Raw genomic sequence first — 16,399 nt, 5'->3', positions numbered from 1 at the left:
ATCCTTGCACCCGCCCCGCGGGGCCCGGCACGCGGCCTGTAGCACGGATCGCGGGGGCCGTCGCGGCGCCCGAAACGCAACCGGCCGCCCGAGGGCGGCCGGTCAGAGGCTGTCGCGGTCGAACCGGCCTCAGTGGGCGGCCGGCGCCGCCGCGGGCAGGTCGATGACCATCTGCTGGAAGAACGGCACGTAGGCCTGCAGCATCACGAACAGCCCGACGAGGCAGGCCAGCGCGATCGAGTGCCAGAACACGAAGCGCAGGATCTTGCCTTCCTGGCCGAAATAGCCGGTGGCCGTGGAGGCGACGACGATCGACTGGGCGTCGACCATCTTGCCCATCACGCCGCCCGACGAGTTCGCCGCCGCCATCAGCACGCCCGAGAGGCCGAGCTGCTCGGAGGTGATCCTCTGGAGGCCGCCGAACAGCACGTTCGAGGCCGTGTCGGAACCCGTGAGCGCCACGCCGAGCCAGCCGAGCAGCGTCCCGAAGAATGGGTAGAGGATGCCGGTGCCCGCGAAGGCGAGGCCGAGCGTGGCGTCGACGCCCGCGTAGCGGGTGAGGACGCCGAGCGCGAGCATCGCCGCGATGGTGATGAGCGAGTAGCGCAGGGCCCAGATGGTCTCGAAGTAGGCGGTGACGAGGCGCAGCGGCGAGAACCGCATGATCAGGCCGGAGATGATCGCCGCGATCAGCACGCCCGTGCCGGTGTACGACATGTAGGTGAACAGGAAGACCGCGCCCTCCGGCACCGGCTTGGCCACCACCGGCGGCACCTTCATGATCACGTTGTGCAGGCCCGGCACCTCGTATTTCCAGGTGAAGAGCGGGTTGACGATGCCCTTGAACCAGCCGGTTCCCCAGACCGCGACGATGACCGAGAGGACGATCCACGGCACCCAGGCCATCAGGATCTCGCCCTGCGAGGCGGTGCGGGCGCCGGTATGGACCGGGGGCGTGCCGGGCACACCGGCGCCGAGCGCCACGGGCCGCGGACCGGCGACGGCGAGCGACGGATCGTGGCCGCGCAGGGCCGGCGACGACCAGATCTCCTTGGGCTGCCAGACCTTCAGGAACAGCACCAGGGCGAGCATCGAGGCGAGCGAGGCGCCGATATCGACGATCCACGGGTTGACGTAGTTCGAGATCAGGAACTGCGCGACCGCGAAGGAGGCGCCGCAGACCAGGATCGGCGGCCACACCCGGATCATGCCGCGGAAGCCCGCGAACACCCAGATCAGCCAGAACGGCACGATCAGCGAGAACAGCGGCAGCTGCCGGCCGATCATCGCGCCGAGGATCTCCGGCGGGTAGCCGGTGACCGAGGCGAGGCCCTGGATCGGCGCGCCGAGCGCCCCGAAGGCCACCGGCGCGGTGTTGGCGATCAACGACAGGCCGGAGGCGGCCAATGGCGAGAAGCCGAGGCCGATCAGGATGGCGCCCGTGACGGCGACCGGCGTGCCGAAGCCGCCCGCGCCCTCGAAGAAGGCGCCGAACGCGAAGGCCACCAGGAGCAGCTGGAGGCGTCGGTCCGCGGTGATGCCCGCCACCGACTGCTGCAGGATCGCGAACCAGCCCTTCTCCACCGTGAGCCGGTAGAGGAAGATGACGTTGAGGATGATCCAGCCGATCGGGAAGAAGCCCGTGACCATCCCGAGGATGGCGGCGCGGGTGGCGAGATCGGTCGGCATGCCGAAGCCGACGATGGCCACCAGCATGGCGAGGCCGAGGGCGATGACGGCCGCGATATGGGCCTTCACGCGCCCGCTGGCGATCATGGCGAGCAGTGCGATGACCGGCACTGAAGCGGCGAGCGTCGAGAGCCACGGGCTCCCGAACGGGTCGTAAACCTGGTTCCAGGTTTGCACCGGGCGTCCTCCAATAATTTCCGTCTGTTCCGGATTGCGGCCTAGCTAGCAGACGTGTTCCGGCCGCTCAATGCGTTGAATCATGTATTCTGACGGTGACTCCACCGGCTTTCTCTCGCGCGGATCGGCGGATCCGCCCGGTCGAACAGCGTCGGCTAGGTCTCGAAAGGATCAGACCCGTCCGGACCAGGCGTAAAATCTGGATCTGAGACAGGATTCCGTTCGCGTCCAGGAGCTTAGGCGTGGAGAAGCAGGCCGCGCGCGCCGCCCACGGTGCCGGGGTCGCGGGCGCGCCGGCTCCGGATCCCGACGCGGGAGCAGCGTCCGGCGCAGCGCCGAGGGTTCAGACCGGCGCGATCTCCGGCCCCTGGAGACCGATCTCCGGGGCGGCCGGCCGCGCGTCGGGTGCCGGGACGGTGCCGGCGCCCGTGCCGGCGCCCCGCAGGGCCGCGCGCACCTCGGCTTCGGCGGCCGCGGTGGCGACCTTCCGGTCGGTGGTCGCCTCGAAGGGGATCGGCGCGCCCCAGACCACGTGCACGTCGATGGGGCCGCCCTGCACGAAGGTCGCGAGGTGCGGCACCAGCTCCATGTCGCCGTACCACGCGATCTCCGCGCGCTCGGCGCGCGTGACCGGCAGGCCGTTGCGCCGTGGATAGGCGATGGCGAGCGGCTGGAGGCGCACCCGTCCGCGCCCGGCCTCGGCCTGCAGCGCCGCGCGGGCGGCGCCGACGAGGGAGGAGCGGAACGGCAGGAGCCGGGTCCCGTCGCCGGTGGTCCCCTCCGCGAACAGGACGACCAGTTCCCCCTCGGCCAGGCGGTGGCCCATGGCGGTGCTGACGCTCGCGGTCGCGCCGCGGCGCTGCCGGTCGATGTAGATCGTCCGCTGGAGCCCCGCGAGGACGCCGATCAGCGGCCAGCCGGCGATCTCGGACTTCGCCACGAAGGAGAGCGGCCGCAGCGAGCCCACCGCGATGATGTCGAGCCACGAGACGTGGTTGGCGAGCACCAGCGCGGCCTCGCCGGGAGCCGGGGGCGTCCCGCTCTGCGTGACCCGCACCCCGAACAGCCACAGGAAGACGCGGTGGAACAGGATCGGCGCCAGGGTCGCGCGGCGGCCGAGGAGCCGCAGGGCGATCCAGTGGGGCGGTCCCAGCACCGCGAAGGCGAGGGCGAGGGCCGCGACGCGCCAGGCGATGCCGAGGCGGCTCACGGCGTCACAGGTCGGCGCTCATCGTCAGCGCGGTCGCCCGGCTGCCGTCGGCCTTGAGATAGTAGCCGGTGCGCGAACCGACCTGCCGGAAGCCGTGCCGGGCGTAGAGCCGCAGCGCGGGAGCGTTGCCCTCGTCGACCTCCAGATGCACCCGGGCGACGCCGTCGAGGGCGAGGCTCGCCAGATGCTCGCGGAGCAGCTTGCGGCTGTGGCCGCCGCCGCGCAGAGCCGGGGACAGCACGACCGTCAGGATCTCGGCCTCGTCGGCGGCCCGGCGCGAGAGCACGAAGCCCTGGAGCACGCCCGCGCGCCAGAGGGCGTGCGCGTGGGTCGAGCGCTCGCAGAGCATCCGCTCGAACTCGTGCGCGTCCCAGGGGCGCGCGAAGGCGGTCGCGTGGAGGCGGGCGAGGGCAGGGGCCTGCGCGGCGTCGCGGAGCGGCGCGACGTAGGGCTCCGGGGTCAGCGCGTCCCACCACGCGAACCACCAGTCGAAGGGCCAGAAGGGCAGCGGGCGCGTCATCGCCGTGCGATCCGCGCGTGGTCCTGCGGCCGGGCATCCGGCCCCCGCAGGTAGAGGGGCCGCGCCAGGGCCTGCGCCGGGTCGGCGACGAGGCCGAGAGAGGCCACCGCCGCGATATCGGGACCGCCGACATGGGCGACGCGCGCCGCGACGCCGCGTGCGGCGAGCGCGGCGGCCAGCATCGGCGCGCCGGAACCGGTCAGCACCACCGGGCCGTCGCCCAGCTGCTCGGCCGCCGCCTCGACGGCGAGGTGCGCGGGCGCGAGGCCGTCGCCCGGCCCGAGGGCCTGCACGTAGACGGCGCCATGGCGGGCGTCGATCACCGCGGCGATCGTGTCCGCGACGGTGTCGGCCAGGAGCGGCGCGAGGAGCGCCGAGAGGGTGCCGACGCCGACGACGGGCTTGCCGGTCGAGAGGCCGATGGCGCGGGCCGCCGACAGGCCGACCCGCAGCCCGGTGTAGCTGCCGGGCCCGACCGTCACGGCGACCCGGTCGATCGCCTCAAATCCGCCCTCGACCCGGGCGATCACCCGCTCGATCAGCGGCAGCAGGGATTCCGCGTGGCCGCGCGCCATGGGCAGCGACTCGGCGGCGAGGGGCGCCTCGGACTCCTCCGCCATGACGCAGGCGGCGCAGGTGTCCAGCGCTGTGTCGATGGCCAGGATACGCACGCTCACTCCCACAGGCCGGTCCGCGCCGACGGTTGCCTCCCTGCGCCGCGACGGGCGCGAAGAGCCTCCAGCGTTAGAGCAAAACCGCCGCCTCGTCAGCGGCGGGGCGCCCGCACCGGGCGGATCACCGGTGGAGTGTTGCCGGCTTGCGCCGGTGCGCGCCCGCGGCCTCGGACGGGTCCGGCGCACCGGCCCCCGGCTCCGCCGCGAAGGCGGGAGCCGGTGGGCAGCCGAGGGCCGTTCCGGCCCTCCGGCGTGCCGCCCGCAATGCGGCGCGGGCGCGGATCCTCAGATCGCCTGGACCTCGCGGATCTCCGGCAGGAAGTGCCGGAACAGGTTCTGCACGCCGTGCCGCAGGGTCGCCGTGGAGGACGGGCAGCCCGAGCAGGCCCCCTTCATCTCCAGATAGACCACGCCCTCCTTGTAGCCGCGGAAGGTGATGTCGCCGCCGTCGCCCGCCACCGCCGGGCGCACCCGGGTCTCGAGCAGGTCCTTGATGGTCACGACGGTGTCGTGGTCCGCCTCGTCGTAGAACTCGTCGCCCGGCTCGATCTCGCCGTGGCCGCCCTCGGCCATCACGGGCGCGCCGGACTGGAAGTGCTCCATGATCGCGCCGAGCACCGCCGGCTTGACCTGCGCCCAGTCCGAGCCGTCCTCGGCCTTGGTCACCGAGATGAAATCGTGGCCGAAATAGACGCCCGCCACGCCCGGGACGGTGAACAGCGCCGCGGCCAGGGGCGAGCGGGCGGCGGCCTCGGCGTCCCGCGCCTCGAAGGTCGATTCCGCCAGCACGACGCGGCCGGGCAGGAACTTCAGGGTGGCCGGGTTCGGCGTGGCTTCGGTCTGGATGAACATGGTGGCGATACTCCGCTGCGCCGGTTCAAGGCCGGCCGGGACAGGCGCCGCGAGGCGCCGCCTCCCATGTGGACCGGCGATCGGATTTTCTCAACCTGTCGTCCGGTCCCGCCGGCGCGCGAGAGTGGACATTCGGCCGACGGCGCGACAGGACGAACGCCGTCGAACGCCAGAGGAGCCGGCAGTGGACATGACCGCGGACCAGACCCTCGCGCAGGACTTGCTGAAGGATCTGCGCGAGGCCCAAGCCAAGCTGGACGCGGCGCGCGCGGAAGCGGCCTCGCTCAAGGTGCTGCTCGCGCTGCGCACGCATCAGCACGACCAGGCCTGGCAGGAGGGGCAGCGCCTCGCCGCGGCGCTCGCGGAGGCGCAGACCCGCGCGGAGGCGGCCGCGGCCGCGCGGGCCGAGACGCAGGTGGACGCGCAGGCGAATGCGGCCGCGTCCGAAGCCGCCGCGATGGCCGACGAGCGCACCGAGGCGGTCCGGATCGTCCTGGGCGCGGTCCTCGCCAGCATCGGGCACCGCGCCCTCGACCGGCGGCGCTTCCAGGACCTGATCGCCCGGGCCGGCCGCGAGGCTCCGGATCAGGGTCCGGGCGCGGCCCGGCACGCCGTGCTGCTGACCGAGGCGCGGCGGGTGCTGGGGATCGCCCCGTAGGGCGGCCCGAAGCGCGCGCGCACCGCGACCGGTCGCCGACGGCAGGGTTAACCGACGCTTAACCCGCCTCTCCCATCGTCGTCCCCGGGACGGACAGGAGATCGACCGCATGCTGATCAGCGAGCACCACGTGCGCGAGTGCGCCTACTACATCTGGGAGAACGAGGGCCGGATTCACGGGCACGCTGCGGCCCACTGGATCCGCGCCGAGTCCGAGCTGCGCGCGAACGCCATGCTCGCGGCCGCCGCGTCCGAGACGGTCGAGGCCGCCAAGCCCGTCGAGGCCGCCGCGAAGGCCGCGCCGGTGAAGATCGCCGCCAAGCCGGTCGCCAAGCCGGTCGCCAAGACCGCTGCCACCAAGACCGCCGCTGCAAAGCCCGCCGCCAAGCCCGCCGCGTCGAAGACCGCCGCTGCCAAGCCCGCGGCCGTGAAGGCCGCCGCGAAGCCGGCGGCTCCGAAGCCCGCCCGCGCCTCCAAGGCCGCGGTGACCGCCGGCCTCGCCGCCAAGGCGAAGCCCGCCCGGACCCCGGCCTCGATGCACTGAAGGGTCGGCGCCGCGGCGCCACCACGGCCTCTCCCGGAGCCCGCCCCTCGCGCAGGGGCGGGCTTCCGTCGTTCGTGGGCCCGGCGCGGAACAGGCCGGGCGCCGGCAGGTTGTCCGGCCTGATGCGGGCGCAGGGCTCCGCGACGGGGCTGCGATGCGCGCGGTGATCTTCGACATCGACGGGACGCTGCTCGACAGCGTCGACCTGCATGCCCGCGCCTGGGTGGAGGCCTTCGCGCATTTCGGCGTGCAGACCGGCTTCGCCGAAGTCCGCCGGCAGATCGGCAAGGGCGGCGACGAGCTGATGCCGGTCTTCCTGTCGGAGGAGCGGATCGCGCGGGAGGGCGAGACCATCGAGGCCTACCGCTCCGACCTGTTCAAACGGCGCTACCTGTCCGAGGTCCGGCCGTTCCCGGGTGTCCGGCCGCTGTTCGAGCACATCCGCTCGGCCGGGCTGAAGATCGCGCTCGCCTCGTCGGGCAAGCGCTCCGAGGTCGAGCACTACACCGAGATCCTGGAGATCGGCGACCTCGTCGACGTCGCCACGAGCTCGGACGACGCGGACCGGTCCAAGCCGCACCCCGACATCTTCGAGGCCGCCCTGGCGAAGCTCGACGGCGTCCCGCCCGATGCGATCATCGTCGTCGGCGACACCCCCTACGACGCCGAGGCTGCCGCGAAGGCGGGCCTGCGCACCGTCGGCCTCCTCTGCGGCGGCTTTCCGGAGGCGGACCTGAGGGCGGCCGGCTGCGCGGCGATCTACCGGGACCCCGAGGATCTGCTCGACCGATTCGCGAAGTCGCCGCTGGCGGGCCGCTGAGCGGCGGCCCGGCAAGCGGATTCCGCGGCGGGTCCGGCGTCGTCCACACATTCCCGCCACGCTGTTGCAGCGCGGTGACGCGGAGCGATGCCGGCTACGTATTCACGCGAAAAGGACTGGTGCCCGTCGATCGAAAGGCGTAGCGACCCGCCCGCCAATCTGGACTCCTTCGAAGGACGAGCGCCTCGCATGCCCCAGACTCACCAGGCCGGCCCGGCACCGCGCTTCGTACCGGTCGCCAAGTCGCTGCCGGAGCAGATCGCCGACGCGGTCGAGAGCCGGTCGACCCCGCTCAGCCAGCTGCTCCGCCTGATGGCCGCCCTCGATGCCGAAGGCGGTAACGAGGCCCTGCGGCTGCGGCTCCGCGCCCGGATCGGCGCGCCGCTCGACGCCTGACCCCCGCGTCGCGGGTCAATGCCGCCGGTGCCGATGGCGCCGGCCACCCCGCTTCGCCGCCGGTGCGGCCGCCTTCGCGACGCGGTCCATGCAGGCGAAGTAGATCCGGCGCCCGATCTCCTCGAGTTCGAGACCCTGCGGGTTGGGCGCCGAGAACACCTTCGCGCGGGCCTCGTTGCGGCAGGCCGCGTCCTCCGGGCTCCGGATCGGCGGCTCCGCGCGGGCGGCCCCGCCGGCCAGGGCCGAGACGATCCAGGTCGCTGCCACGATCGATACGCGCGTGCTTGCCAGGGTACTCGGCATACTAACGTTCGGACCTCACTCGCTCGAGACACAGATAGAGCGTCTCGCTCACCCGTGAAGCTTGGTCAGAGTGCGGGCTCCGGCAATAATCGACAGCCTTCGCGTCAGGGCACGATCCAGCGGCACGGACCCCCGCCGGCGACGGTCAGGCACTCGTAGGGCGCCCCGCCGATCAGGGCCCGCTGCTCCACGGTGCCGATCGCGCTGCGCGGGATCCGCCGACAGCCGGCCTCCGTGGAAGCGGGGCCACCGCTTCCCGAGGCCGCATCGATCCGCCGGGCGGCGATCAGCGTCTCGCAGGCCATCACCGAGTCCGCCCCCTGCGCGCGGGCCGTCCGGGGCGCGACGGCGCCGGACAGGGCGGCGAGGACGAGGATCGCGGGGAGAACCAGTCGGGATCGGGACAGCATCGCGGCCTCGGCTGCCCGCGCCGGACGGGCGCGTCGCGGTTCGGCCGCCCTCAACGCGTTGCCGCGCGCGTTGGTTGCCGCGTGCGGACACGCTCCCCCGAACGCGACGACGCCCGCCTTAGGGGCGGGCGTCGTGGGCGTCCGAAGCTCGGGCGAGCCGACGGCCCGCGCTCAGCGCTTGGTCTTGACCTTCGCCTTGCGGGCCGCGTAGCGCGCGTCGCGCTGGGCCTTCTTGGCGGCCAGGTCGGCCGACTTGCGCTCCTGCGCGGCGGCCAGCTCGGCGGCCTCGCGGGCGATCTGGGCGGCGAGTTCCGCCTCCTCCCGCTGCCGCTTCTCCTCGGCGGCCTTCCGCTCGGCGGCGATCCGGGCAGCCTCGCGCTCGCGGGAGCGCTCCTCGCGGGCCTTGGCGACCTCGGCGCGGGCCTTCGCCTTGGCGATCACCTCGGGGTCATCGGCCGCGGGGCGAGCCTTGAACTTGGCCAGCAGGGCGGCCTTGGCGTTCTGCGAGTTCTGGCGACGGTCGTCGAAATTCCTGTAGTCGAATGCGCTCATCTGACCTTTCTCAGTTGGGTACGTCTCGCGTGTCGCGGGGACATCCGGCGGGGCCGGGCACGTACGGAGTCTGCAGGTTCCGACGCCATCCCCGCGCCCCGGAACCGCACCGATCCACCGGCTGTACCGATGGTCCGACCCGAGCGTTCGGCCTGCGTCTGAACGCTCGGGTCGGACCATTGTTCGAAGATCGCAGAGCCCTTAATCAGAGCTTCACGCGAGATGCAATCGGCGAGACCTGCGCAGGCGGTCGGTCCAGCGACAATCCCGGCCCACTCTGTAAGAGTTTCGACCCGCGGTGCGGAAATACCTCAGGCCGGCGGCCGGCAGGGGCTTCGGTGCTCGACAGGTGGGCGCGCATCCATCCCCTGGACTTGCCTGCCAGCCCTAGATGGGTCGCGCGCCGGGCGAAGACAAGATTCGTGTTCGCCCGGCGCCCGTGGCGCAGCTGTCCGCTGGACGGACCTATACTTCCATCACAAAGCAGACCTGCAAAATCGACAGCGTATTCGTTGCCGGACCTTCGATCCCGCGGGGGGGTCGCGATTCCGCTCCGGCGCACGGGCGTGCCCAGAAACCGCTCTTCCGCCGCCGCCTAATTCTTGTGCACGCGGATCGGAGAGCATCGAATCCATCGCCAGCACGTGCCTGCCTGCCTATGATCTAGGCACGCGGGCGCTCCGGTTCGCGGCACTGCGCGCGGGCTCGCGGCACAGGGCCTGCTTGCCGAGATCGATCGCGTCCCGCGCGATCGGCCTGAGGAGTTCCATGTCCGAGACCCGCCCCCCGTACGATCCCGAGAGTTACGCCGCGGCCGCGGCGGCCCATCTCGGGCTCACCCTCGATCCCGCGTGGATCGCCCCGGTGACCGCGAATCTGCGCGTCCTGGCCGCGGCGGCCGAGCTGGTAGAGGCCTTCCCGCTCACCGACGAGATCGACGCGGCCCCGAGGTTCGAAGCGTGAGCGCGAGCGATCCCTCGACGGCAACGGCGATCGCCGCAGCGATCGCCGATGGCCGGACCACCGCGCGGCAGGCCGTCACGGCGGCGCTCGACCGGATCGGGCGCCTCAACGACCGGGTCGGCGCCTTCACCGACGTGCTGTCCGCCCGCGCCCTGGCCCGGGCCGACGCGCAGGACGCGGCGCGCCGCGACGGGGCGTCGCCGGGCCCGCTGGCCGGCGTGCCGTTCGCGGTGAAGAACCTGATCGACATCGACGGCCTGCCGACCCGCGCCGGATCGAAGATCAACCGGGAGCGGCCGCCGGCCGAGCGGGACGGCGCCCTGGTCCGGCGCCTGGAGGCCGCGGGGGCGATCCTCGTCGGCGCCCTCAACATGGGTGAGTACGCCTACGACTTCACCGGCGAGAACATCCACGACGGCGACGCCCACAACCCGCACGCCCTGGATCACATGACCGGCGGCTCGTCGGGCGGCTCGGGCGCGGCCATCGCCGCCGGGATGGTGCCGCTCACGCTGGGCTCGGACACGAACGGCTCGATCCGTGTCCCCGCCGCGTTCTGCGGCTGCTTCGGGCTCAAGCCGACCTACGGCCGGCTGTCGCGCGCGGGGAGCTTCCCGTTCGTGGGCAGCCTGGACCATCTCGGGCCGATGGCCCGGAGCGTGACCGATCTCGCGCTCGCCTACGACGCCATGCAGGGTCCCGATCCGGACGATCCGGTGGCGACGCTCCGCCCCGCCGAGCCGGTCCTGCCCGGGCTCGAGGCGGGGATCGACGGCCTGCGCGTCGCGGTGGCCGGCGGCCATTTCGCCCGCAACGGCGATCCGGAAGCCTTCGCGGCGGTGGCGCGCGCCGCCGAGGCGCTCGGCGCGCGGCGCACCGTCGAGCTGCCGGAGGCGCACCGCGCCCGCGCGGCCGCCTACCTGATCACCGCCGCGGAGGGCGCCACGCTCCACCTCGACCGTCTCCGCACCCGGCCGCAGGATTTCGACCCGGCGGTGCGCGACCGGCTGATCGCCGGGGCGATGATCCCGGCGCCCCACGTGGAGCGGGCGCAGCGGTTCCGCCGCTGGTACCGGGCGCGGGTGCTGGAGCTGTTCGAGACCGTCGACGTGATCCTGGCCCCGGCCACGCCCTGCCGCGCGCCGAGGGGCGGCCAGACCCACTTCGTCCTCGACGGCGTGACGCTGCCGGTGCGCGCCAATATCGGCGTATTCACGCAGCCGGTCAGCTTCATCGGCCTCCCGGTCGTGGCGGCGCCGGTCCGGCTCGACGCCGGTCTGCCGCTCGGCGTCCAGATCATCGCCGCGCCCTGGCGCGAGGATCTCGTCCTGCGCGCGGCGCGCTATCTCGAACGGACCGGCGTCAGCGCGGCGCCCATCGCGGAGCTTGCCCGATGATCATCGACGATCCCGCCGTGAAGGCCGAAGTCGAGGCCGCGTTCCGGGCCTACGAGACGGCGCTCACCACCAACGACGTCCCGACCCTGGAGGCGCTGTTCCGGGACGATCCGCTGACCATCCGCTACGGGATCGGCGAGAACCTCTACGGCATGGACGCGATCCGCGCCTTCCGCCGGGCCCGCTCCCCGGTGGGCCTGGAGCGGACCCTGGCGCGGACGCAGATCACCACCTACGGGCGCGACTTCGCCACCGCGATGACGCTGTTCACCCGCGCCAGCGCACCGGGGAAGATCGGTCGCCAGAGCCAGACCTGGGCGCGCTTTCCGGAGGGCTGGCGGGTGGTCGCAGCCCACGTGAGCCTGATCGACGCGGACTAGCCGCGGAGCGGCCCGCGCCCCGGCGGGGGCGTGTGGCCGCGGGCTTGCATACGGTCGAGCGTATTCCGCGCCGTCTGGCGCGGACCAACGCGAGTACCCGACCCAAGATGCTGTCCCGTCTGAGAAAACTCGGCGCCCGTACCGCGCTGGCCGGTGCCCTGGCGCTCTCCGCGAGCACCGCTGCCCTCGCGCAGGGGACGCTGCGGATCGGCATGACCGCCTCCGACATCCCGCTGACCACCGGCCAGACCGACAACGGCGGCGAGGGTATGCGGTTCATGGGCTACACGGTCTATGACGGCCTCATCAACTGGGACCTGTCGAGCGCCGAGCTGGCCTCCGACCTCGTGCCGGGGCTCGCCACCAGCTGGGGCGTCGACGCCACCGACAAGACCAAGTGGACCTTCAAGCTCCGCCCGGGCGTGAAATTCCACGACGGCTCGGACTTCACCGCCGACGCGGTGGTCTGGAACCTCGACAAGCTCCTGAAGGCCGACGCGCCGCAATACGACCCGCGCCAGTCCGCGCAGGGCAAGACCCGCATCCCGGCCGTCGCGAGCTACCGGGTGGTCGACCCGCTGACCGTCGAGATCACCACCAAGGTCCCCGACGCGACGCTGCCCTACCAGATCGCCTGGATCATGATGTCGTCGCCGGCCCAGTGGGAGAAGCTCGGCAAGTCCTGGGACGCCTTCGCCAAGCAGCCCTCGGGCACCGGCCCGTGGAAGCTGACCCTGTTCGCCCCGCGCGAGCGCGCCGAGATGGTCCCCTTCAAGGAGTACTGGGACAAGGACCGCGTGCCGAAGCTCGACAAGCTCGTGCTGATCCCGCTGCCGGAGGCCAACGCCCGGACGGCCGCCCTGCGCTCCGGTCAGGTCGACTGGATCGAGGCGCCTGCGCCGGATTCCGTGGCCTCGCTGAAGAGCGCCGGCTTCACCATCGTCACCAACGCCTACCCGCATAACTGGACGTGGCACCTGTCGCGGGTCGAGGGCTCGCCCTGGAACGACATCCGCGTCCGCAAGGCCGCGAACCTCGCCATCGACCGCGAGGGCCTGAAGGAGCTGCTCGGCGGCCTCGCGATCCCCGCCAAGGGCTTCATGCCGCCCGGCCACCAGTGGTTCGGCCACCCGACCTTCGACATCAAGTACGATCCGGAGGCCGCCAAGAAGCTGCTGGCCGAGGCGGGCTACAGCGCGGCCAAGCCCCTGAAGCTCAAGGTCGCGATCTCGGCCTCGGGCTCGGGCCAGATGCAGCCGCTGCCGATGAACGAGTTCGTCCAGCAGAACCTCGCCGACGTGGGCATCCAGGTCGATTACGAGGTCGTGGAGTGGAACACGCTGATCAACATCTGGCGGGCCGGGGCCAAGGCCGACATCTCCCGCGGCGTCTCGGCGATCAACTACTCGTACTTCATCCAGGACCCCTTCACCGGCTTCATCCGCCACCTGCAGTGCAACTTCGCCCCGCCGAACGGCACGAACTGGGGCTATTACTGCGATCCGGCGATGGACAAGCTGTTCGATCAGGTCCGCAACACCTTCGACAAGGCCGAGCAGACGAAGGTCCTGGAGAAGGTCCACGAGAAGTACGTCGATGACGCGCTGTTCATCATGATCACGCACGACGTCAATCCGCGCGCGATGAGCCCCAAGGTGAAGGGCTTCGTCCAGGCGCAGAACTGGTTCCAGGACTTCTCGAAGATTACGATGGCGACCGCGGGGCGGTAGCGTAACGGGGCGCCTCTCTCCTCCCCCTTGTGGGGAGGAGCCGGAGGTGGGGGTGGTGCAGGATAGGGCGTTGCGGTGCCTCCTGAATCGCCCCCACCCCTGACCCCTCCCCACAAGGGGGAGGGGAATAGTCTCGGCTGAGTCGACAACAGGCCCTTGAATGCTGCTCTACATCCTCAAACGGCTGGTCTACGTGACGCCCGTGGCGTTCGGGGTCAGCGTCGTCTGCTTCCTCCTCGTCCACCTCGCGCCGGGCGATCCCCTGAGCGCGGTCCTGCCCGCCGACGCCACCCAGGCCACCATCGACGAGATGCGGGCCGCCTACGGCTTCGATAAGCCGCTGCCGGTCCAGTACCTGATCTGGCTCTGGCACGTGCTGCACGGCGATCTCGGCACCTCGATCGCCACCGGCCGGCCGGTGCTCGGCGAGGTCAGCCGCGCCGTGGTGAACTCGCTGATCCTCGCCTCGGTGGCGACCGTGATCGGCTTCACCTTCGGCACCCTGTTCGGCTTCGTGGCGGGCTATCACCGCAACTCCCTGGCCGACCGGGCCGCCTCGGCCGTGTCGGTCTTCGGCGTGAGCGTGCCGCACTACTGGCTCGGCATGGTCTTGGTGATCGTGTTCTCGGCCAATCTCGGCTGGCTGCCGCCCACCGGAGCCGGGCCCGACGGCTCCGGCAACTGGCGGCCCGACTTCGAGCACCTGCGCTACCTGATCCTGCCGGCCATCACGATGTCGGTGATCCCGATGGGCATCATCGCCCGCACGGTCCGGGCGCTGGTAGCCGACATCCTGTCCCAGGACTTCGTCGAGGCCCTGCGCGCCAAGGGCATGGACGAGCGCGGCGTGTTCCGCCACGTCGTGCGCAACGCCGCCCCGACCGCGCTCGCCATCATGGGCCTGCAGCTCGGCTACCTGCTCGGCGGCTCGATCCTGGTCGAGACCGTGTTCGCGTGGCCGGGCACCGGCTTCCTTCTCAACGCCGCGATCTTCCAGCGCGACCTGCCCCTGCTCCAGGGCTCGATCCTCGTGCTGGCGATGTTCTTCGTGCTCCTCAACCTGCTGGTGGACGTGATGCAGACCGCCCTCGACCCGCGCATCGAGCGCGCTTGAGCCGGAGCCCGACGATGACCGTTCCCGTCACCGCGGCCTCCGTGGCCCTCGACGGCGGCGTCCTCGCCGCCGAGGACGTGACCCACGGGCCCGAGGCCGCCTTCGCCCCGTCGCGGGGTTTCTGGGGCCATGTCGGCCACCGGCTCGTGCGCGACCCCGTCGCCATGGGCGCGGGCGCCGTGATCCTGATCGTCGTGCTGATCGCGATCCTCTCGCCCTGGATCACCCCGATGGACCCCTACAAGGGCTCCATGCTGCGCCGCCTCAGGCACGTCGGCGACGCCACCTACTGGCTCGGATCCGACGAGCTCGGCCGCGACATGATCAGTCGGCTGATGCTGGGCTCGCGGCTGTCGCTGTTCATCGGCGTCACGCCGGTGCTGATCGCCTTCGTGATCGGCTCCGCGATCGGGATCCTCGCCGGCTACGTCGGCGGCTGGACCAACACGATCCTGATGCGCACCATCGACGTCTTCTTCGCCTTCCCGTCGGTGCTGCTGGCGATCGCGCTGTCCGGGGCGCTCGGCGCCGGCATCTTCAACTCGATCGTGTCGCTGACCTGCGTGTTCGTGCCCCAGATCGCCCGCGTCGCCGAGAGCGTCACCACGGGCATCCGCAAGCGCGACTACATCGACGCCGCCAAGCTGTCGGGCGCCTCGGCCCTGACGATCATGCGCGTGCAGGTGCTCGGCAACGTCGTCGGGCCGATCTTCGTCTACGCGACCAGCCTGATCTCGGTCTCGATGATCCTGGCCTCCGGCCTCTCGTTCCTCGGCCTCGGCGTGCGCCCGCCCGAGCCCGAATGGGGCCTGATGCTCAACACCCTGCGCACCGCGATCTACGTCAATCCGGTCGTGGCCGCCCTCCCGGGCGTCTGCATCTTCATCGTCTCGATCGCCTTCAACCTGTTCTCGGACGGGCTCCGGTCCGCCATGGAGATTCGCCAGTGAGCGTCATCCCGGACGCCCCCGACCCGTTCGCCCGCGACCGCGGCGGACCCGGCCAGCCGCTCCTATCGGTCTCCGGCCTCGTCAAGCACTTCCCGGTCCGCAAGGCCGGGGGCAAGAAGCAGGTCGTCCGCGCGGTCGACGGCGTCGACTTCGACGTCCTGAAGGGCGAGACGCTCGGCATCGTCGGCGAATCCGGCTGCGGGAAGTCGACGACCGCCAAGCTGCTGATGGGCCTGATCGAGCGCGATTCCGGCACCATGCTGTACGACGGCCAGCCGGTCGGCGAGCGCGCCATGCCCTGGCGGTCCTACCGCCGCCAAGCCCAGATGGTGTTCCAGGACAGCTACGCGTCCCTCAACCCGCGCATGACCGTCGAGCAGTCGATCGCCTTCGGCCCGAAGGTCAACGGCGTGCCCGCCCGCGAGGCGGTGGAACGCGCCCGCGGGCTGCTCGCCCGGGTCGGGCTGGAGCCGAAGCGCTTCGCCGGCCGCTACCCGCACGAGATCTCCGGCGGCCAGCGCCAGCGGGTGAACATCGCCCGCTCGCTCGCCCTGGAGCCGCGGCTGGTCCTCCTCGACGAGGCGGTCTCGGCGCTCGACAAGTCGGTCGAGGCGCAGGTCCTGAACCTGCTCCTCGACCTCAAGGCCGAGTTCGGCCTGACCTACATCTTCATCAGCCACGACCTGAACGTCGTGCGCTTCATCTCCGACCGGGTGATGGTGATGTATCTCGGCCGGGTCTCCGAGATCGGACCGTCCGACACGGTGCTCGACGCGCCGGCGCACCCCTACACCGAGGCGCTGCTCGCCTCGATGCCGTCGCTCGATCCCGACAACCGCACCCAGGCGGCGCTGCTCGCGGGCGACCCGCCGAACCCGATCGACCCGCCGTCGGGCTGCCGCTTCCACCCGCGCTGCGCCCTGGCGGAGGAGGTCTGCGGCCGGACGGAGCCGCCCCTCGACACGATCCGGCCGCTGCACCGCGTCGCCTGCCTCGCCCGCCAGCCGGGTTCCGGCCACTCCGCGGCGCCCGCGGGCGCGCTGGCAGCATGAGCGCCCCG

Annotated in this window: 19 protein-coding genes; 11 read left to right on the top strand and 8 right to left on the bottom strand. The window is 71.9% G+C overall.

From position 1 onward, the window contains the following. Positions 1–129: 129 nt before the first annotated feature. From ACLBYB_RS01525 to ACLBYB_RS01505, 5 genes are all read right to left on the bottom strand, one after another. Entirely contained in the window at positions 130–1,866 is a 1,737-nt protein-coding gene (locus ACLBYB_RS01525) for an L-lactate permease (protein ID WP_447680615.1), read from the bottom strand. A 343-nt stretch (positions 1,867–2,209) separates the two neighbouring features. Next, positions 2,210–3,076: a lysophospholipid acyltransferase family protein gene (locus tag ACLBYB_RS01520; protein ID WP_447697651.1), complete on the bottom strand. Its 867-nt coding sequence runs from the start codon at positions 3,074–3,076 to the stop codon at positions 2,210–2,212. A 4-nt stretch (positions 3,077–3,080) separates the two neighbouring features. Next, a complete protein-coding gene (locus tag ACLBYB_RS01515) occupies positions 3,081–3,596 on the bottom strand; it encodes a GNAT family N-acetyltransferase (RefSeq protein WP_012317649.1) in 516 nt (171 codons plus the stop codon). Continuing rightward, entirely contained in the window at positions 3,593–4,267 is a 675-nt protein-coding gene (gene tsaB, locus ACLBYB_RS01510) for a tRNA (adenosine(37)-N6)-threonylcarbamoyltransferase complex dimerization subunit type 1 TsaB (protein ID WP_447697650.1), read from the bottom strand. Before tsaB ends, ACLBYB_RS01515 begins: the two co-directional genes overlap by 4 nt. Before the next feature lie 288 nt (positions 4,268–4,555). Continuing rightward, positions 4,556–5,122 (bottom strand): NifU family protein, encoded by a 567-nt coding sequence (locus ACLBYB_RS01505; protein ID WP_020093462.1) that lies wholly within the window; start codon positions 5,120–5,122, stop codon positions 4,556–4,558. Positions 5,123–5,312: 190 nt separating this feature from the next. On the opposite strand from ACLBYB_RS01505, the gene ACLBYB_RS01500 reads away from it, so the two are divergent. From ACLBYB_RS01500 to ACLBYB_RS01485, 4 genes are all read left to right on the top strand, one after another. After that, entirely contained in the window at positions 5,313–5,780 is a 468-nt protein-coding gene (locus tag ACLBYB_RS01500) for an atp-dependent helicase (protein ID WP_447697649.1), read from the top strand. 109 nt (positions 5,781–5,889) lie between these two features. Continuing rightward, positions 5,890–6,324: a DUF2934 domain-containing protein gene (locus ACLBYB_RS01495; protein WP_447697648.1), complete on the top strand. Its 435-nt coding sequence runs from the start codon at positions 5,890–5,892 to the stop codon at positions 6,322–6,324. Positions 6,325–6,478: 154 nt separating this feature from the next. Then, on the top strand, positions 6,479–7,144 hold the full coding sequence (locus ACLBYB_RS01490) for an HAD family hydrolase (RefSeq protein WP_447697647.1): 666 nt from the start codon (positions 6,479–6,481) through the stop codon (positions 7,142–7,144). Positions 7,145–7,333: 189 nt separating this feature from the next. After that, positions 7,334–7,540 (top strand): hypothetical protein, encoded by a 207-nt coding sequence (locus ACLBYB_RS01485; protein ID WP_091680024.1) that lies wholly within the window; start codon positions 7,334–7,336, stop codon positions 7,538–7,540. Positions 7,541–7,555: 15 nt separating this feature from the next. Here the strand turns inward: ACLBYB_RS01485 and ACLBYB_RS01480 are convergent, their stop codons facing one another. The 3 genes from ACLBYB_RS01480 to ACLBYB_RS01470 all read right to left on the bottom strand — a co-directional run bounded on the left by ACLBYB_RS01480 (position 7,556) and on the right by ACLBYB_RS01470 (position 8,805). Continuing rightward, the gene (locus tag ACLBYB_RS01480) at positions 7,556–7,843 is read right to left on the bottom strand and encodes a hypothetical protein (RefSeq protein ID WP_020093457.1); all 288 of its coding nucleotides are present in this window, start codon (positions 7,841–7,843) and stop codon (positions 7,556–7,558) included. 104 nt (positions 7,844–7,947) lie between these two features. Further along, positions 7,948–8,253: a hypothetical protein gene (locus tag ACLBYB_RS01475; protein WP_447697646.1), complete on the bottom strand. Its 306-nt coding sequence runs from the start codon at positions 8,251–8,253 to the stop codon at positions 7,948–7,950. 171 nt (positions 8,254–8,424) lie between these two features. Next, positions 8,425–8,805: a DUF6481 family protein gene (locus tag ACLBYB_RS01470; protein WP_447680619.1), complete on the bottom strand. Its 381-nt coding sequence runs from the start codon at positions 8,803–8,805 to the stop codon at positions 8,425–8,427. A 768-nt stretch (positions 8,806–9,573) separates the two neighbouring features. Between ACLBYB_RS01470 and ACLBYB_RS01465 the strand changes: the two genes are divergently transcribed. The 7 genes from ACLBYB_RS01465 to ACLBYB_RS01435 all read left to right on the top strand — a co-directional run bounded on the left by ACLBYB_RS01465 (position 9,574) and on the right by ACLBYB_RS01435 (position 16,391). Continuing rightward, entirely contained in the window at positions 9,574–9,768 is a 195-nt protein-coding gene (locus tag ACLBYB_RS01465; RefSeq protein WP_447697645.1) for an AtzG-like protein, read from the top strand. After that, a complete protein-coding gene (locus ACLBYB_RS01460; RefSeq protein WP_447697644.1) occupies positions 9,765–11,165 on the top strand; it encodes an AtzE family amidohydrolase in 1,401 nt (466 codons plus the stop codon). Before ACLBYB_RS01465 ends, ACLBYB_RS01460 begins: the two co-directional genes overlap by 4 nt. Beyond that, positions 11,162–11,545 carry an oxalurate catabolism protein HpxZ gene (gene hpxZ / locus ACLBYB_RS01455; protein WP_091680011.1) on the top strand — a complete coding sequence of 128 codons (384 nt, stop codon included), beginning with the start codon at positions 11,162–11,164 and terminating at the stop codon, positions 11,543–11,545. The genes ACLBYB_RS01460 and hpxZ overlap by 4 nt, the downstream gene beginning before the upstream one ends. A 107-nt stretch (positions 11,546–11,652) precedes the next feature. Beyond that, positions 11,653–13,275 carry an ABC transporter substrate-binding protein gene (locus tag ACLBYB_RS01450; protein ID WP_447697643.1) on the top strand — a complete coding sequence of 541 codons (1,623 nt, stop codon included), beginning with the start codon at positions 11,653–11,655 and terminating at the stop codon, positions 13,273–13,275. Between the two features lie 160 nt (positions 13,276–13,435). Further along, positions 13,436–14,389, top strand: a complete 954-nt coding sequence (locus tag ACLBYB_RS01445; RefSeq protein WP_056522601.1) for an ABC transporter permease — start codon at positions 13,436–13,438, stop codon at positions 14,387–14,389. Between the two features lie 14 nt (positions 14,390–14,403). Continuing rightward, positions 14,404–15,339 (top strand): ABC transporter permease, encoded by a 936-nt coding sequence (locus tag ACLBYB_RS01440; protein ID WP_020093449.1) that lies wholly within the window; start codon positions 14,404–14,406, stop codon positions 15,337–15,339. After that, positions 15,336–16,391, top strand: a complete 1,056-nt coding sequence (locus ACLBYB_RS01435) for an ABC transporter ATP-binding protein (protein WP_091977028.1) — start codon at positions 15,336–15,338, stop codon at positions 16,389–16,391. The genes ACLBYB_RS01440 and ACLBYB_RS01435 overlap by 4 nt, the downstream gene beginning before the upstream one ends. The last annotated feature ends 8 nt before the right edge of the window (positions 16,392–16,399 follow it).

This window comes from Methylobacterium sp. D54C (assembly GCF_053345595.1).
Note: the sequence above shows the minus strand (reverse complement) of the source record. Positions and strands in the feature narration are given on the sequence as shown.

Excerpts from the sequence above, each read along its gene's own strand:
- ACLBYB_RS01515 (WP_012317649.1), bottom strand. The coding sequence starts at position 3,596 with ATGACGCGCCCGCTGCCCTTCTGGCCCTTCGACTGGTGGTTCGCGTGG.
- ACLBYB_RS01505 (WP_020093462.1), bottom strand. The coding sequence starts at position 5,122 with ATGTTCATCCAGACCGAAGCCACGCCGAACCCGGCCACCCTGAAGTTC.
- ACLBYB_RS01500 (WP_447697649.1), top strand. The coding sequence starts at position 5,313 with ATGACCGCGGACCAGACCCTCGCGCAGGACTTGCTGAAGGATCTGCGC.
- ACLBYB_RS01495 (WP_447697648.1), top strand. The coding sequence starts at position 5,890 with ATGCTGATCAGCGAGCACCACGTGCGCGAGTGCGCCTACTACATCTGG.
- ACLBYB_RS01490 (WP_447697647.1), top strand. The coding sequence starts at position 6,479 with ATGCGCGCGGTGATCTTCGACATCGACGGGACGCTGCTCGACAGCGTC.
- ACLBYB_RS01485 (WP_091680024.1), top strand. The coding sequence starts at position 7,334 with ATGCCCCAGACTCACCAGGCCGGCCCGGCACCGCGCTTCGTACCGGTC.
- ACLBYB_RS01480 (WP_020093457.1), bottom strand. The coding sequence starts at position 7,843 with ATGCCGAGTACCCTGGCAAGCACGCGCGTATCGATCGTGGCAGCGACC.
- ACLBYB_RS01475 (WP_447697646.1), bottom strand. The coding sequence starts at position 8,253 with ATGCTGTCCCGATCCCGACTGGTTCTCCCCGCGATCCTCGTCCTCGCC.
- ACLBYB_RS01470 (WP_447680619.1), bottom strand. The coding sequence starts at position 8,805 with ATGAGCGCATTCGACTACAGGAATTTCGACGACCGTCGCCAGAACTCG.
- ACLBYB_RS01465 (WP_447697645.1), top strand. The coding sequence starts at position 9,574 with ATGTCCGAGACCCGCCCCCCGTACGATCCCGAGAGTTACGCCGCGGCC.
- hpxZ (WP_091680011.1), top strand. The coding sequence starts at position 11,162 with ATGATCATCGACGATCCCGCCGTGAAGGCCGAAGTCGAGGCCGCGTTC.
- ACLBYB_RS01450 (WP_447697643.1), top strand. The coding sequence starts at position 11,653 with ATGCTGTCCCGTCTGAGAAAACTCGGCGCCCGTACCGCGCTGGCCGGT.
- ACLBYB_RS01445 (WP_056522601.1), top strand. The coding sequence starts at position 13,436 with ATGCTGCTCTACATCCTCAAACGGCTGGTCTACGTGACGCCCGTGGCG.
- ACLBYB_RS01440 (WP_020093449.1), top strand. The coding sequence starts at position 14,404 with ATGACCGTTCCCGTCACCGCGGCCTCCGTGGCCCTCGACGGCGGCGTC.